Source organism: Paraburkholderia sp. J11-2 (genome assembly GCF_905220185.1).
GTDB lineage: Bacteria > Pseudomonadota > Gammaproteobacteria > Burkholderiales > Burkholderiaceae > Paraburkholderia.
This window is the reverse complement of record NZ_CAJMYY010000031.1, coordinates 93,438-108,529: the sequence shown is the minus strand read 5'-3', so window position 1 is coordinate 108,529 and position 15,092 is coordinate 93,438. Positions and strand designations below refer to the sequence as shown.

Here is a 15,092-nt window from a genome sequence, read left to right as displayed (position 1 = left end):
TATCGTGCGACGCGCTCTCGTTCACAGCTAGGCTCTCCCCTGATCTCTGACCGCGTCGCTATGCTGCGCCTCGTGAGATTGTTACGGTGAAGACGGTATGGTTCTCGTCAGATTCAACTTCAATCGTTCCGTAGTGAGCTTGCGCAATGCAACGGCAGATATAAAGACCCAAGCCCATGCCTGGGGAGGCACGCCTTAATTCCAGCAACGGGTGCCGCGCATGTGAGCGGATCGAAGAGCGTGGGTAGTGCGCGCGACGGGTTCTAGCGGCAATATCGTTGGTTCCTTATCTCGCCGCCTTCGATCCCCTACGGACTCTCTCGGTGATTTCGCAAAATGGCCGACGTGTACAGTCATCCAGTATTTCGACCTCTTAAATGACATCGACTGGGACACCGCGCCAATTGCCTACCATATCGTCGCTTCGAATCGCGTCATTCGCGATGGGATGCTCAGCAACGCCCGGCGTACAGGATCCCGAATTTGATCCAGGAGACGGAAACACCACCTCCAGTTTTTCAAATTACAGAAGCCCGTCGCTCATTTGAACCATGCAACGATCATCATAGCTACAGCTAGTGAATTCAATGCGGCCTGCAGTAGGTTTCCGGCATTCAATCTTCGGCGTTGCTCTCCTAGGTGAACTTCATCGTCACGTTCGGCTGCCTTTATGCTTTTGTAAATCGGGAGCTTGACGAGTTTTGATATGAGTCCACCGGCCAGCCATAGCGCGAGTCCTGCGCTGATCCAGCGATTTCCAAATCCATAAAAGTAGTAATAGGGAATAGCGCCGATCAGCGGGACGTTTAGGGCAATGATCATGAACGGCGATTTGGTTGAGTGTCGTACCAGGGATCCTACGAAGTCTTTGAAGGTCGCTGCGTCCATGTCGTTCATGACGTGCCGAAGCACGCCAGCAATGAAAATCAAGAGCGTCGCGTTCACGACCATGGAAGCTAGTAGCAGAACCTCAGCCAGCGCTTGGGTCATTTTTGATCCTCTAAGCGGATAGTTCGAACGGGGCGCTCGCCGAGCAGGCCACGTATCGGGTTGATCAGCGCGGTTCGGTGGCGCGGTAGGATAGCGTGCATGCGGTATACCGCCTCGATGGCCTGTTGCTCGACCGATTTGATCGACATGCTGCGCATCGTGGGTCGGCTGGCAGCTTCGACTACCGCCTCCGCATCGTTGCGATCGTTCTTACTTGTCTTGACGAACGGTACAGTATATTGCGGACTGATTCGCCGAACTTCGGTCCGATCGACTGCAAACACCTCGCCCAGTGATGGACAGTCCTGTATGCCTCCATGACAACCATTTTGGGGTTCAATGTGCGCGCGGTTTCAGAGAAGAAGCTCCTCAAGACCTTCGATCGATGCACGACACGGTCTCGACAATCCGCGCCGTGGAGCTGGAAGATCTGCTTCGCAAGATCGACGCCGAGAATGTCGATTTCCATGACGAACCTCCGCACGTCCGAGTGAGTGCGTAGCGTCTCCCGCAGGGAGGCACCGGGTCCAACAAGCACGAAGAGAAATACCCGCATACCATCTCGAATGAGTGGCGACTACCAGTCGCCGAGCCTGAACTACGAGTCCTGAATAGTGGAACCCTCGGGCTGCTATGGGCATCACACACAAATGTGAGTCGTTCAAGGGGGAGTTAGCAGTTGCTTGATTGGAAAGACAATTTATACAGGGCCACAAGGTGGGACCGCGCTAGGCTTATGTCCCCCTAGCCGGAAAATGCACAAAAATCCACGTCACCCCCAAAGGCAGCGACGCGGCCGGCCGAGGGATCCGCCAATGCCCGCGACGCACATGGGATAAAAGACAAACCGGCTAGACGGTTTACATGACGACTGACCTGCGTTAGTATGACCCGCGAGCCACCTCGGTCTATCGTCCGTCCGCGTACAGGTCGCTACGACAGCCAGGACGCTTCCCAGATTTAGCGTCGTTATGAAGCGCCTTATTTGCAAACCGGCCAGACGGTTCGTATGAGTATACGGAAACTAACAACCCCCGCGTTCGAATGGCTGTTGACGATGGCCCCCAAAGCCCTGATTTGCGCAGCGCTCGGTCTTGCACTGTTCGCTTGCCTCGCACTCTCGGCGTGCTCGGCAGTCAAGCCCGTCAAGTATTCCAGCCTCGCTTCATGGCCGTACCTGCGCGTCAATCCCGACGACCGGGATGGAACCCATATGCCCTATCGGTATGCGTTACCGCAGGACTGGTCACGGTACAGAAAACTCATCCTCGAACCGGTCCAGCTTTACGGCGGGCCGGATGCAGAGTTTCGCCACGTCAGCAACGCGGAGCGCTCGAAGCTCGCTGATTTCATGCAGGCTACGTTCGCAGAAACGCTGGCCACCCGCTTCGATCTGGTGAATGAATCCGGAGCCGACACGCTTCGTGTTCGGCTCACGCTTACCGGTGCAGGCACGGCGCTGCCAGGATATGTCATCTATGCGGTAGAAATTTCGGATTCCTCTTCAAACAAGCTGATTGAAGCTTATATCGAAAGATATCCAGATGGCGGGCTTTCTGCCAGGTTGAGCTCGCCAGACGCCCCCAAAACCGGCATTGAACGGGGCGCAGCCGAACTGATCGCCCAATTCAGGTAATTCACTTTTGCAGCAGCTTTCAATGTCCCTCAGACGATTTCTCCCGCTCACCATCTGGCTCGTACCGATCGGTGCAGCGTTGATCGGCATCGCGTTGCTTGTGCGATCAGTCGCGACACAAGGGCCGACTGTCACTATCAGCTTTCTCACCGCCGAAGGACTGGAGGCCGGGCGAACAAAGGTGCGATACCGTAACGTGGAGATCGGCGAGGTCAAGACCATCCGCCTCTCTAACGACCATTCCCGTGTCCTTGTGGATGTACAGATAGCCAAAACCTCAACCAATCTCGCGGTTGAAGACGCCCGCTTCTGGGTGGTGCGCCCAAGGATCGGAATGGGTGGTATTTCGGGTCTTGGTACCGTCCTCTCCGGCGCGTATATCGGCATGGATCCTGGTCGCTCCGACCAGCCCCGTGAAAAGTTCATCGGACTCGAGACGCCTCCCATCGTGACCAGCGACCAGAAGGGGCGTCGTTATGTTCTTGATGGCGATTCCCTCGGCTCCGTTGATATCGGCTCGCCAGTCTACTACCGCCGTTTCCAGGTCGGACGTGTTGTCGCACGCTCCCTTAACGATGACGGCAAGGGCGTCACCATCCAGGTCTTCATTGATGAGCCTTACGACAAACTTGTCAAGGCAGATGCATGCTGGTGGCATGCAAGTGGTGTCGACCTGCGGCTGGATTCGGGCGGTATGAGACTGAATACCCAGTCACTCGCGACAGTCGTCATGGGTGGTCTCGCGTTCCAGTCCCGCCCCGACAACGAGCCAGCACATGAAGCGCCCAACGGCACCGCTTTCCCGCTTTCCGACAGTCAGGCAGAGGCGATGCGCGCACCGGACGGTGCTGCTGCAAGCGTTGTCATGAAGTTCAATCAGTCGCTGCGCGGCCTGTCTGTCGGCGCGACGGTCGATTTCCGCGGAATCGAGCTTGGACGCGTCACTGCAGTCGACGTGGAATACGACCCGAAACGGTCGGAATTCACGATGCCTGTGACGGTGAACCTGTTTCCCAATCGTCTCGGCAGAAAGTTCCGGGAGTCGCTGGGTGAAGGCAACAACGACGGCGGAAAGGCACTCCTGCAAAAACTGGTGGCTCAGGGTTTGCGCGCCCAGTTGCGGACCGGAAGTCTTATCACTAACCAGCGCTACATTGCGCTGGACATCTTTCCGAACGCCCCGCAGGCCACCATAGACATGACGAGGGTACCGCTGGAACTACCGACTGTGCCCAATTCGCTGGAGGAGCTTCAGGTGGTCATCGGCGATATTGCCAAAAAGCTGGATCGTGTGCCGTTCGACCGGATCGGCACCAACCTCGATCAAACGCTCCAGAGTGCCAATCGTGCATTCACGCAAATGAACACCGAACTTGCGCCTCAGGCCCGCGATACCCTCGCGACCGCCCAGGAAACGTTCCGTACAGCGCAGGCAGCGTTACAGCAGGACTCGCCGCTCCAGTCGGATATGCGGCAAGCCGTTTCGCAACTCAATCGCACGCTGCAATCGCTGAACGAGCTGGCTGTCTACCTTCAGGAGCATCCGGAGTCACTCCTGCGCGGCAAGCCAAGGGACGAAAAGCCATGAGTCAAAAAACTACGAGGCGAAGTCACCAGCCCGGATGCCTTAAGCTGCTTTTTGCTTTGTGTAGCATCGCCGCGCTTGCTGCGGCGTGCACCGCTGTGCCGGAAGTGCATACCTACACCTTGGGCACGGGATCCCCGCCGCAGACGTTACGAAATAAAGTCGTCAACGACGAAAATTCACACCCAGCCTTTCTGATCGACGTGGCGCCTGTCGTCGTTCCAGCACAGGTCGCGCGACGGCAACTCGTCTTGCAGAAGGATCCCGTACGCGTTCAGGTCATGGAACAGGAGCGCTGGAGCACCGCCCCGGCCGATGAGCTTCGCCAACGTTTGTCGGCGAACCTTTCCGCGGCGCTTGGCACGTTCGACGTCGCGAGCGTTCCCTATCCAGCAGATCAACCGGTCTATCGAATTAGCGTTGTGGTGCAGCGATTCGAGTCATGGTACGCATCGCACGCACTGCTGGACACCGTGTGGACGGTGAAACCACGAACAGGAACGACCATGCTGACCTGCCATTCGACGTACTCGGTGCCCGTCAGCGACGGCTTTGGCGAGCTTGTGAAGGGGCATCAGCTGGCAGTGTCCGAATTGTCGAATGAGATAGCAACGATCCTCGCAGCACGGCAGGATTCACCGGCCCCGTTGAAATGCGTTCGTGGAAGGATGCAGACGGCGGATGCTGGCGTACAGGCGAACTAGCGCGCTGGTCCTTGGTAGCGCCCCCACGCTGACTCGACAGCGCGTCATGCTGTATTTACCTTGAAGTGGCAATCAAGCAGGAGAGGTCAACGTGTTCCTTGCGACAACCCGACTCACTGGCGAACCATCACGCAGCAGGATCTGTCGAGACAGCCCGTCCGACGCCGGGTGCAAATCGTGTCCGCAACCTTGTGCGCGCTTCGCACTTGCGGCCGTCCATCAAGAACTCAGAGTCCTGCGAGGGACGGTGCTCAAGCAGTGGAACGAGATTGCTGCACTCGAGGCAGAACTCGCATCCATGCGCATGGGATTGAGCAATGCGACGGACGCGTCTGAAGCCTGACGGGGCGAGCGATCTGAAAACCATGGAAATCCGCAACCTCATCGCCTGTCCCGATTGTGATCTGCTGCTGTCGCGCCCACTCCGGACCGGGAAGACTCGGGGAATGCGCTGCCCCCGCTGCGGGGCGAGCATCGCCAGCACAGACATGGCGCGACTCGATCGCGTCCTGGCGCTGGCGCTCGCAGCAATGATTACTTTCTTCATCGCACAGGCGTATCCAGTCGTCGAGCTCGAGATGGGTGGAATCACATCGGCCACTACCCTGACAGGGACCGTTTGCGCACTCTGGGTTCAAGGCATGTGGCCACTCGCTGTCCTGGTCGCCTGCGTGACCATCGTGTTTCCGTTTCTCGATCTTGCCGCGGTTCTCTACGTTACCGGACCTGTGCGCCTCGGCGTGGTTCCTCCCGCGTTTTCAGCGGTGCTGCGTGTGCTGCAGTTCGTGCGGCCATGGGTCATGATCGAAGTCCTGTTCCTCGGGGTCGTTGTCACTGCAACGAAGCTTGCTGACCGAGCATACGTCACCCCGGAGACCGCCCTCTTCGCGCTTGGCACGCTGCCGTTCATGCTCGCAGTCGTCATGGAATTCGAGCCGCGTGCCCTCTGGCACATCCGCGAGACACTGGATGCGCGCGAACGCGATAACTTGCCAGGGCCACCCACGACCTTTCCCGCGTTGCCCTCCGTGTCCGCGATGGACCTCGGGCTTGTTGCGTGCAGAACCTGCGACGGTGTTGCCCGCCGGAAGTCCGATGAGTCCAGTCGTGGCGCGCCGTCCGCCCCGCAAGCGCGCGCGGCTGCCCAGCAATGCTCCCGGTGCGGAGCAAGGATGCATCCCAGGCAACCGGACAGTCTCACGCGTACCCAGGCTTTGCTGGTCGCCGCCGCAATCATGTATCTGCCTGCAAACCTGCTGCCTGTTCTTCATACCGTGACAATGCTTGGCTCGAAGGACGACAGCATCATCAGTGGCATTGTTCATTTCTGGCGCAGTGGGGACTGGGCGATTGCTACGGTTGTCTTCATCGCGAGTGTCGCTTTCCCGCTACTCAAGCTCGTCGCGCTCGCGTTCCTCGCCTGGACAGCGGGTTGTACTTCGCGCTGCCATCCGTTGGTGGGTACGAAGCTGTTCCGGGTCATTGAGCGCCTCGGCCGCTGGTCAATGCTCGATATTTTTGTCATTGCGCTTACGATCGCGCTCGTCAATTTCAGGTCTGTCGCTTCTGCGACGTCAGGCTGGGGCGCGGTCGCCTTTGCAGCCGTGGTCCTGCTGACGATGACGGCCACGATGCAGTTCGATCCACGGTTGATCTGGGACGCTCACGCCGGCCCGCATGAGCGTGACAGGAACGGCTCAAATAGCCCGACCGGCTCGTGACTGCCCCACTTTTTGGCCCTGCCGGTGCGATGCCAATGGCGACAATCGCCGGAACGCGTACAGTGCACTGCCCTAGGTTGACGGCGACCCGGGTGCACTTAGGCTCGTCCACGACGGCTCATCGAGCAGCCGCTCGAAAAGCCGTTCGCGCTCTTCCGACGACAGTGGCGACAGCCCGATCAACCCGGTAAAGGCCATGCCAACCGCCGCCGCCCAACGCAGCACCGCGATATCGCCATCGGTTGACTCCTTGCGGACCTCGGCGAGATCAGCAGCGTGAGCGCCCCGAATGGTTTCCAGGAGTTCCGGTGCCTGGACCAATGCAGCCAGTACGGCACGATTGGCGGAATGTGGCTGGCTGGCAGTTTCACGCATCACGGCAATCTGCGCGAGCAGGACCGGCTCCTTTACCGAAGCATCGCAGGAATTCAGGTATCCGAGTGCGAACTCTTCAAGGTACCGCCTCTGGAACTCCAGCAATGCCAGCAGGATTCCGTCCTTTGTGCCGAACTGATGGAGAAGCCCCCCCTTGCTGATGCCGCTCTCGCGGGCGAGTGCATCGAAGGTAAGTGCGTTGAGGCCATCCCTCGAAAGGATGGTCAGAGCGGCCTTGAGGGCCGTGTTTCGGGACCGTTCTGAGCGGGTCGCGTTATCCATTATTGGCGGCTCACTGGAATGTCTGGTGTCAGTTGCAACTTCCTGGTCGCAACCTCATCGGTTATCGGGGTATCAGTTGCCATCTGGTATCTTGATAAACCGCGTCCATGCGTCATCGTCAAGCAGTCGGTCAAACAGATGAGCGCGCTCCTTGTCCGACAAGGGGGAAAGGCCGAACAGCGCATACAGTGCGAGGCCCCATGCCGCCTCCCAGCGCAACAGCGCGAGTTCAGGATCGGCGGCCTCTTCCCTGATCTGCCGGACGTGCCCGGCGAATCGTTCCCGGATAAACGCCATTGGGCTCGGGTCATCCACAAGGATCGAAAGGACTGCCCGCGCAGGTGAGCGGTTCTCGTCCACCATCTGGCGCAATGCCGCGATTTCGAGTGAGAGCGTTTGCTGTGGGGCATCCTTCGGACGCGATTGCAGATAGTTGCGCCGGAACTGCTCGAAACTGTCGTTGCGATACGCGAGCACGCCCTTGAACAGATCAGCCTTCGAGCGAAAGTGATGCGTGACGGCCCCCTTGCTCAGGCCTGATTCCCGGGCAACAGCCTCGAATGTCAGCCTCGCAGTCCCATCGCGGGCTAGGACAGTCAACGCCGCCTCGATGATCGCATTGCGGGTCTGTTCTGAACGCTCCTGCCTGGCCAAAAGTTTGTCCCCAAAGTTATGGAAGGCTGAAATGGCGCGATCGAACGTGCCTTGCTTCCTGTAGCCCACTTGCACAATATCTGCATCCTGGAGAGGGAGTATACGGCTCGTTAAAAAAACCGTCCAGACGTTTTGCTTTCTCTGTATCTCGTGCTAGACTTCGCTCCAGTTCTTCACCTTGCATAAAATACGAACCGTCTGGACGGCTTTATTATTCCGCGAAGACAGCGGAGATTACCTGCTGACGTCGTAGATCAAACCGCCCAGACGCCTTTGTTTATGCCGTTGCCGCCGTGTATCTCTCATGGGACCCAAAATGACAATCACCAGGAATGTTCGCCACCTGCTTTTCGCGCTGTCGTTTCTCTCGCTGGCAGGTTGTGCCGGTGTTCAACCCGTCGCCTATTCCGGCATTCCGTCGTCTTCGTACCTGAAGGCGAATGCCCACGACGATACCGGGCGCATCCCGTATAACTACTCGACGACGGTGAACTGGCAAGCCTACTCCAGGGTGATCGTCGACACGGTCACCGTCTATAACGGTGCTGACAGCCAGTTCGGCGACATGAGCGACGCCGACAGGGCAACGCTGGCCATTTACCTCCAGAAGTCTTTCACACAGAGACTCGGGACGAGATTTGTCTCGACTACGCAGCCCGGTCGGGGCACGCTTCGCGTCAAGCTGATCCTCACGGGTGCCGAGACCACGAAACCCGTGCTTGGTCAGTTCACACATTTCGATATCGGCGGAAACGTCTATAACGGTGTGCAGGCCGTTCGCGGCGGTAAGGCGATGTTTGGCGGCTCCGTTTCGTACGCAGTCGAGATTTACGACGCGTCGAACAACAAGCTTTTGAATGCTTATGTAACAAGGCAGTATCCAAACGCCATGAACCTGGTCGCGAGTTTTGGCTCACTCGGTGCGGCGAAAGCAGGGATCGACAAGGGCGCCGACGCGTTGGTCGCTGAGCTCCGGTAAGCAAGAACACACATCGCGCGACACGGTGGATCAGTAGCGTGGAGCCACTGTGCGCGTAAAGCCCTTGCCGTGCATCCGGTCTCGTAGGTAACCAAATCGGCTGACGGAGCGTCCAATGCCTGGAATCGCGTCCCTCTTCGCACTGCCCCTCCCTTCGCCCGTTATGGTGGCGCTGGTGTTCGTTGCCGCTTATCTGCTGGTTGGCATTCCGCTTCATTTCCTTGCCGGTGCCGAAGCGCGTGACCTATGGGCAACGTGGACCGGACTGTTCGCCGCACTGATTTACATGGTGGTCTTCATTGACTTCTATCCTGAAGCGCACGATGTAACCACACGTCAACCGGCCGTTGCGCAACAAGGACTCTCCGTATCAGGGGAAGCGCGACAGCTGCATCGCGAAGCCAGAAATTGAGTTGGCCAGTTATATGTCGCTGGCTCAGGCGTGTGGCAGACGCACTATGGCGGATCTTACTCTGCGTGTATCGCGTAGTAGTTGGCCAACTTTGATTCAACCGTACTGGTGACAAACCTGCGACTGCTGGGCTCCTCGTTTTGAAGGAAAGTTGATGTGAGATCAGGCAGTCATAACCCGTCCGATGACGCTATCCATACAGGCCATTTTTCACGATGAATGCTTCCTCCCAACTCCAGCCCGGCGCCGCGCGGACATCCCGCAGGCTACTGGTTTGCACGATCCCGGTACTCACGGCCCTCTTTTGTGTGCTCGTTACCGCAATGGTATTTTCTGGCGACGTGCCAGGACTCACCGAAGGATTTCCATCTACCAGCAATATCGACATACACAAGAATCAGATTTCCTTGAGCCAATCTGAAAATCAACCGTGAATTCTGTCGGTTTGGAGAATATTTCCGTCGATATGTGATGTTCGGGTTTATATCGCAAAGCAGCTGAGTGTTCTATCCACTCCCGTGTGGCCCGATTCCGACCGTCAAGACAAGCGCAGAGAGATGGCATACATCATTGGCCAGGACGTGGGCGCGATTCTCGATCTGCTTTGGTCGAGTGCGTATTCGATGTTCTGGATAATAGGGCTGGCGACCACATTTCTATCGCTCATCGCGGCCTCTATTTCCCTCATGCGACGGGCAGAATCCTTCGAGGTTTTCGTAGGCGCAACTGCCGGATTGATTGCAGGTCTTGCCTATTTTTCCCTTGCGCTTGGAACGCTCCCCGAAAGCGATGCCCTTGCAATGCGCTCGACAGGTTCGCTGACGTCTCGCGTTGATGTACACACGAGTCCGATAGCCGTGTCTGGTGAAGGTCAACATGGTCGATGCAAGACAATACACTAAACGCCATTTGTTTTTGTGATCGAATTTCAACCGCAGAATACTTGTCCAGAATCCCGTTTGCACAAGTAAAAAGCCGCTGGAAGTTATTTGGAGGTAGGTAATGAGACGCCTGAGAGCCAGTCTGACTCTGTCAATCGCGTTCACGTGCATGCTGGCAGGGTGTGCTGCGACTGCGACAGAAAGTGAAGTCAAACCAGAGAGTATTTCGGAATTCACAATCGGCGCGACAACTCAGCAATACGCAATCTGGAGGCTGGGAACCCCGTCTTCAACAACCACCCTACCGGATGGATCGACGTTTCTGGTTTACACCTTCACGGGTAAGCCGCCATTTTGGGACAGAGTGATCTCAAATTTCGGACCGTACGCAACGACAAATGTCCGCAGAACCACCGTCAGCTTTATTTTCGGACCGGACGGGATTCTCAAGAAATCGGATACCGTTTCATATCAATGATCGCCTGTACGAGCTACGGAACACAAAGCTGCTGGTCACCCGCGGACATCCACGTTGACGTTGACTCATCTCCGCTTCCATGCGCATGTGAGCGCTTTCAGGTGCAAGCGTACCGGCGCCATTTCTTTTCAGGATTTCCCTACCCTCCTTTCAGCTCATCCTTCTTTATCCTTGTGACATTCCCGCCATAATGAAAAGTTCAAGCCTTCGCTCCCGCGTCGCATTCTCAACGTTGTACCGTGTTTCAGGCAAATGGCGGCTCGTGTGCACATCGACCAAAAGCAAAAGCCGCAACCCGCGGCCACGATGCTGCATTGTGGATCGACGCTTCGTTCCGCAGGACCAGAAGCGAACCTTCAATCGCAACGAATGTATGGCCGCCCGCCGATGAACGCCGCCTCAATCGCGGATGTCCTTGCAGCTGCAAGCACTGAAAAAATCGATAACACATACATCTGTCAACGGTCCAGTGAGAATTCGCCGGTTCGATCAGTCAGTACGAATCGGCTGCCCAGTGAAATTGCGGCCTAAGGACTACGATCCTGGATTTGATCACTATGCGTATCGCGGTTCTCGATTATGACCCTGGCCAGTCGCGATTCGTCTACGAGGCGCTGACCGCTGCCGGCCACGACTGCCATGTGTTTGCCGAGGGCGGCGCGCTGATTCAACGGATGCAACGGGAAACCTTTGACCTCGTGACGCTCGACTGGAACGTCGTTGACATTCCGGGTGATGCTGTACTTGCCTGGATCCGCAATAACGTCGACTCGAATCTGCCTGTGCTTTTCATGGCAAGCCGCACGGGCGCGCAGGACGCCGTCCATGCGCTGAATGCCGGCGCCGATGACTACGTCACCAAACCGATCGCCGCCTCCCTGCTTCTCGCGCGCGTCTCTTCGCTTTTGCGCCGGACTTTCCAGCAGGAAGCGGCGGCGACCTCGCAGCAGTTTGGCGAGTACCTGTTCGATATTCGGGAGGGTAAGCTTTTTCGCCACGGCACATGCTTACCGGTTACCCGGAAGGAGTTTCAGCTCTCGCTACTACTCTTTCGCAATCTTGCGCGCCCGCTATCGCGAGCTCAAATCCGCGCGACGGTCTGGAAGCAGCTGACTGACATTCCCACGCGTACGCTCGATACACACATTTCCACCGTACGAGTCAAACTCGGACTTCGGCCAGAGAACGGCTATTGTATCGTCCCGATTTACGGCTACGGCTATCGTCTTGACAAGCTTGATGCAGCTGCGGTGGGCTCGTCATAAATGCTCGGAAGAGGTTAAATGGCCACTCGTTTCGCGCCTCATATCCCGGGGTGCGCAGTTGATCAAGAAGCCAGCGCAATGGCGCCTCCTTTCGCGTCGAACCTCCACAAGCCGCTCGTAAGAACAGGTTGCACGGATGCGGGTATCGAATGCATCACGAAGCGTCGAAGGGCATTCGAGTAGCGTCTGCGTCGCACCGGTGCGCCAGCGTGATGCACTGTGTGGATGTGCCGGCCCCCGTGCCCGCTTCGGTCAGTGCGGTTGCCTTGGCGGCGCGACCAAACACAGCAATGACTCATCCAGTGAGACTCATTGTCATCACATCCTGAACGAGCTTGCCCGCTACCGCCCCGATCTACTCTCTCTGTTCATCATTTATCCCCCCTCATCCCGTCACGTGCTTCGCTTAGTGATTGTCGTTGCAAGGATGGATAGATCGCGAAATCCGGACTTGACGTACAAGTGAAAATCCCGTTGGCATTTGCAGACCTGCATGCACTTTGTGGCTGCGCGGCGTAGTGCTCATCTAGTTGCCGGATGCCATGGCTCGACGACGCGCGATGCGTCTACTGAATTTCAACTATAACTTCCCTCTGATCCAAGTGATCGCATCCTCGAAGACGGGCCACTGGCAGCGACCACAAGGAAACGAATCGCGAGCAAATCGTGCGGTTGGGCGAACGAAGAGACGTTCCTCACGTCAGAAAAACCATATTGCACCAGTGTTCGAGTCGGCAGACGCAATTGACGGCGTGCGTGCATTCGCAGAAAGGCGCGAGCCTCGATGGAGCGGAATTTGACATTCTTCCCGCCCGGCGCGCAAGCGATGGGGATTCCTTCTACAGGACGACGTTCCGTCGCTAGCAATCGCATCAGCGAACTCGCGCCGTGAGTCGTTGCCCCTCGGCTCGGCACGACAGTCTGAAGGTCACGATCTCCACTCACGACGACGCTGGTGCCACGCTTACCGTGGAATCGTGATCACGACACGTAGCTGGCTGCTCCAGTCGCGGCTCGCGTGGCCTTGCGATAGACACAGGCCCGTGCTCCGGCGAATTCGACTCAAGCCACATCAATTTCCGTTTGCTCGCATCAACGACCAACCGAGTGGCGTCCCTCAAAATGGTCGCTTTCAATACGGTCGTCCGTTTTGATCGCCGCAACAGCCCGACGCTTGTCGGCAATCAACACGATGGAGCCGGCCTTCAGGGCGGCCTCTGCGACATCGCGCGAGCGCATTGTCCGGCGGCGCACGCACTATCTCAACCGTGAGCCCGCCTGTCACATCCAAGACCTTTGGCGATTGTCCGCGACATATTGCACCCCTCCGAACTACGCTACGCCCCGGCACGGCACCTCATTCCAGTGGTTGCGAACCATACGAAAAGCTTTCGAGTAGTTGCTTTCGAAGTTCGGCACATGTTTGCGAACCAATGCAGCTAGGTCATAGCCAGAGGGGAGTACTGCGATCATGGCTACCGCCAACTGAACGTCGCACGCCTAGAACCGTGCTCCCCGATCCGTCGATGACGGTGGCCGCCATCGATGACCCTGGTCGATCGCTCGACGATCCTCGAGCTCAACGTTGAAAGCTACTCGCGTCGTAACGCCAGCGGAAGCAAGCGTACCCGCCTGACGAACGAAAATTCCCGCCCTGCACGGCGACGTGCCGGGGGCGTCACCCTCGAATTTTGATATTGCTTGACATCGCCGGAGGAGTTACACAATAGTAAACAGTAGTTTCATGAAATACACCACATGAATGATGAAGGGGACACTTGGAGAACATATGAACAGGAACAATGTTAGAGGCGGAGCAGCAGGCGGCAGGGCGTTGGCCGCCGCGTCGCTGGGTAATGTCATCGAGTGGTTCGACTATGGCGTGTACAGCTTCGCCGCAATCACAGTCGGAACACACTTCTTCCCGACGAGCTCCTCGGTTGCGGCCGCGCTAGCGTCATTCGCAGTGTTTGCCCTTTCCTTTCTGATCCGTCCAATCGGCGGCATCATCATCGGTTCCTTAGGAGACCGCCGCGGCCGTCGGGACATGCTCATGCTGACCGTCGGGCTGATGACTCTAGGAACGGCTCTGATTGGCCTGCTCCCGACCTATAGCGAGATTGGCGTGGCCGCCCCAGTGCTCCTTGTCGTGGCGCGCATGATCCAAGGGTTTTCGGCGGGCGGGGAATATGGCGGCGCAAACACATTCGTGGCCGAAGTGGCACCGTCTGGCCGGCGAGGGCTCTTTGGAAGTGTCCTGGAGTCTGGCGTGCTGTTTGGCTACCTGTCCGGGGCAGCTATCGTAATCGGTCTGATGCACGTGCTGTCCGCTGACGCATGGAAGGCATGGGGCTGGCGACTACCGTTTCTGATTGCCTTGCCGCTTGGACTCCTCGCAGTCGCACTACGCAGAAACCTCGAGGATTCTCCCGTATTCAAGAAAATGAAAGCGTCTGGAGAGCAAGTTGCCTCGCCGCTGGCGGATTCGTTTAGAAGAGCCGCACGGCCCATGTTCCTAACAGCCGCCTTGGTAGCGTTCGGAAACAGCGCCTACTATCTCATTCTGGCCTATTTGCCGACCTACCTACAAACCGACCTCAAGATGTCGGGGGACGCCGCTCTGATGTTGAGTGTGTTGGTCATGGTTACGATGCTGGTCGCTATACCAATCTTCGGACGCTTGGGAGACCGGATTGGGCGCCGAGTATTACTGGCGGCATCTCCGATCATCTATCTCGTTTTCAGCGTACCGATGGTCATGATGCTTCAATCAGGAAACCAAACGTACGTCTTTGCTGCAGCGATACTAGCCGGTTTGGCGCTTGCGCCAAACGCGTCGCAATACTCCGCTGCCCTTACCGTCCTCTTCCCCCGATCGGTTCGCTTTACGGCTTTCACCTTGGCGTTCAACGTAGCCACAGCCTTGTTTGGAGGAACCGCGCCGTTCATCGTGGGTTGGCTTACTCAGGCAACAGGCAGCAGCTTCACGATCGCTTACTACCAGATGGCCATGGCAGTGCTTGCACTAGTCGGCGTGTCAATGATGCCGGAAACCAAGTCCCTCACTGCAGATCATGACGCGGTCATGGGCAATGAATCGCTCGAGACCGCGGTCGCCGAGCGATAACCG

14 protein-coding genes are annotated in these 15,092 nt (G+C 57.4%); 9 read left to right on the top strand and 5 right to left on the bottom strand.

What is annotated here, in order from left to right:
* Positions 1–58 precede the first annotated feature (58 nt).
* From U5A57_RS41735 to U5A57_RS33720, 3 genes are all read right to left on the bottom strand, one after another.
* On the bottom strand, positions 59–178 hold the full coding sequence (locus tag U5A57_RS41735; RefSeq protein ID WP_415766519.1) for a hypothetical protein: 120 nt from the start codon (positions 176–178) through the stop codon (positions 59–61).
* Positions 179–540: 362 nt separating this feature from the next.
* Positions 541–990: a hypothetical protein gene (locus U5A57_RS33725; RefSeq protein WP_321916000.1), complete on the bottom strand. Its 450-nt coding sequence runs from the start codon at positions 988–990 to the stop codon at positions 541–543.
* Entirely contained in the window at positions 987–1,139 is a 153-nt protein-coding gene (locus U5A57_RS33720; RefSeq protein WP_321915999.1) for a hypothetical protein, read from the bottom strand. Before U5A57_RS33720 ends, U5A57_RS33725 begins: the two co-directional genes overlap by 4 nt.
* 908 nt (positions 1,140–2,047) lie before the next feature.
* Between U5A57_RS33720 and U5A57_RS33715 the strand changes: the two genes are divergently transcribed.
* The 4 genes from U5A57_RS33715 (at position 2,048) to U5A57_RS33700 (ending at position 6,636) form a co-directional block, all read left to right on the top strand.
* Positions 2,048–2,626, top strand: a complete 579-nt coding sequence (locus U5A57_RS33715; protein WP_321915998.1) for a DUF3313 domain-containing protein — start codon at positions 2,048–2,050, stop codon at positions 2,624–2,626.
* Between the two features lie 22 nt (positions 2,627–2,648).
* Positions 2,649–4,214 (top strand): intermembrane transport protein PqiB, encoded by a 1,566-nt coding sequence (locus U5A57_RS33710; protein ID WP_321915997.1) that lies wholly within the window; start codon positions 2,649–2,651, stop codon positions 4,212–4,214.
* Positions 4,211–4,915: a PqiC family protein gene (locus U5A57_RS33705; protein ID WP_321915996.1), complete on the top strand. Its 705-nt coding sequence runs from the start codon at positions 4,211–4,213 to the stop codon at positions 4,913–4,915. Before U5A57_RS33710 ends, U5A57_RS33705 begins: the two co-directional genes overlap by 4 nt.
* A 365-nt stretch (positions 4,916–5,280) precedes the next feature.
* Positions 5,281–6,636: a paraquat-inducible protein A gene (locus U5A57_RS33700; RefSeq protein WP_321915995.1), complete on the top strand. Its 1,356-nt coding sequence runs from the start codon at positions 5,281–5,283 to the stop codon at positions 6,634–6,636.
* Positions 6,637–6,708: 72 nt separating this feature from the next.
* Here the strand turns inward: U5A57_RS33700 and U5A57_RS33695 are convergent, their stop codons facing one another.
* Both U5A57_RS33695 and U5A57_RS33690 read right to left on the bottom strand, forming a co-directional pair.
* The gene (locus tag U5A57_RS33695) at positions 6,709–7,293 is read right to left on the bottom strand and encodes a TetR/AcrR family transcriptional regulator (RefSeq protein WP_321915994.1); all 585 of its coding nucleotides are present in this window, start codon (positions 7,291–7,293) and stop codon (positions 6,709–6,711) included.
* 72 nt (positions 7,294–7,365) lie between these two features.
* Positions 7,366–8,022, bottom strand: a complete 657-nt coding sequence (locus tag U5A57_RS33690) for a TetR/AcrR family transcriptional regulator (protein WP_321915993.1) — start codon at positions 8,020–8,022, stop codon at positions 7,366–7,368.
* A 241-nt stretch (positions 8,023–8,263) separates the two neighbouring features.
* Here U5A57_RS33690 and U5A57_RS33685 point away from each other — a divergent pair, with 241 nt between their 5' ends.
* The 5 genes from U5A57_RS33685 (at position 8,264) to U5A57_RS33665 (ending at position 15,089) form a co-directional block, all read left to right on the top strand.
* Complete coding sequence (locus U5A57_RS33685; protein ID WP_321915992.1) at positions 8,264–8,926, top strand: DUF3313 domain-containing protein; 663 nt, start codon at positions 8,264–8,266, stop codon at positions 8,924–8,926.
* Positions 8,927–9,041: 115 nt separating this feature from the next.
* Positions 9,042–9,338, top strand: coding sequence for a hypothetical protein (locus U5A57_RS33680; protein ID WP_321915991.1), 297 nt, complete (start codon positions 9,042–9,044; stop codon positions 9,336–9,338).
* 557 nt (positions 9,339–9,895) lie between these two features.
* On the top strand, positions 9,896–10,240 hold the full coding sequence (locus U5A57_RS33675) for a hypothetical protein (RefSeq protein ID WP_321915990.1): 345 nt from the start codon (positions 9,896–9,898) through the stop codon (positions 10,238–10,240).
* Positions 10,241–11,254: 1,014 nt separating this feature from the next.
* Complete coding sequence (locus tag U5A57_RS33670) at positions 11,255–11,962, top strand: response regulator transcription factor (protein WP_321915989.1); 708 nt, start codon at positions 11,255–11,257, stop codon at positions 11,960–11,962.
* Positions 11,963–13,751: 1,789 nt separating this feature from the next.
* Positions 13,752–15,089, top strand: a complete 1,338-nt coding sequence (locus U5A57_RS33665; protein ID WP_321915988.1) for an MFS transporter — start codon at positions 13,752–13,754, stop codon at positions 15,087–15,089.
* Positions 15,090–15,092 lie beyond the last annotated feature (3 nt).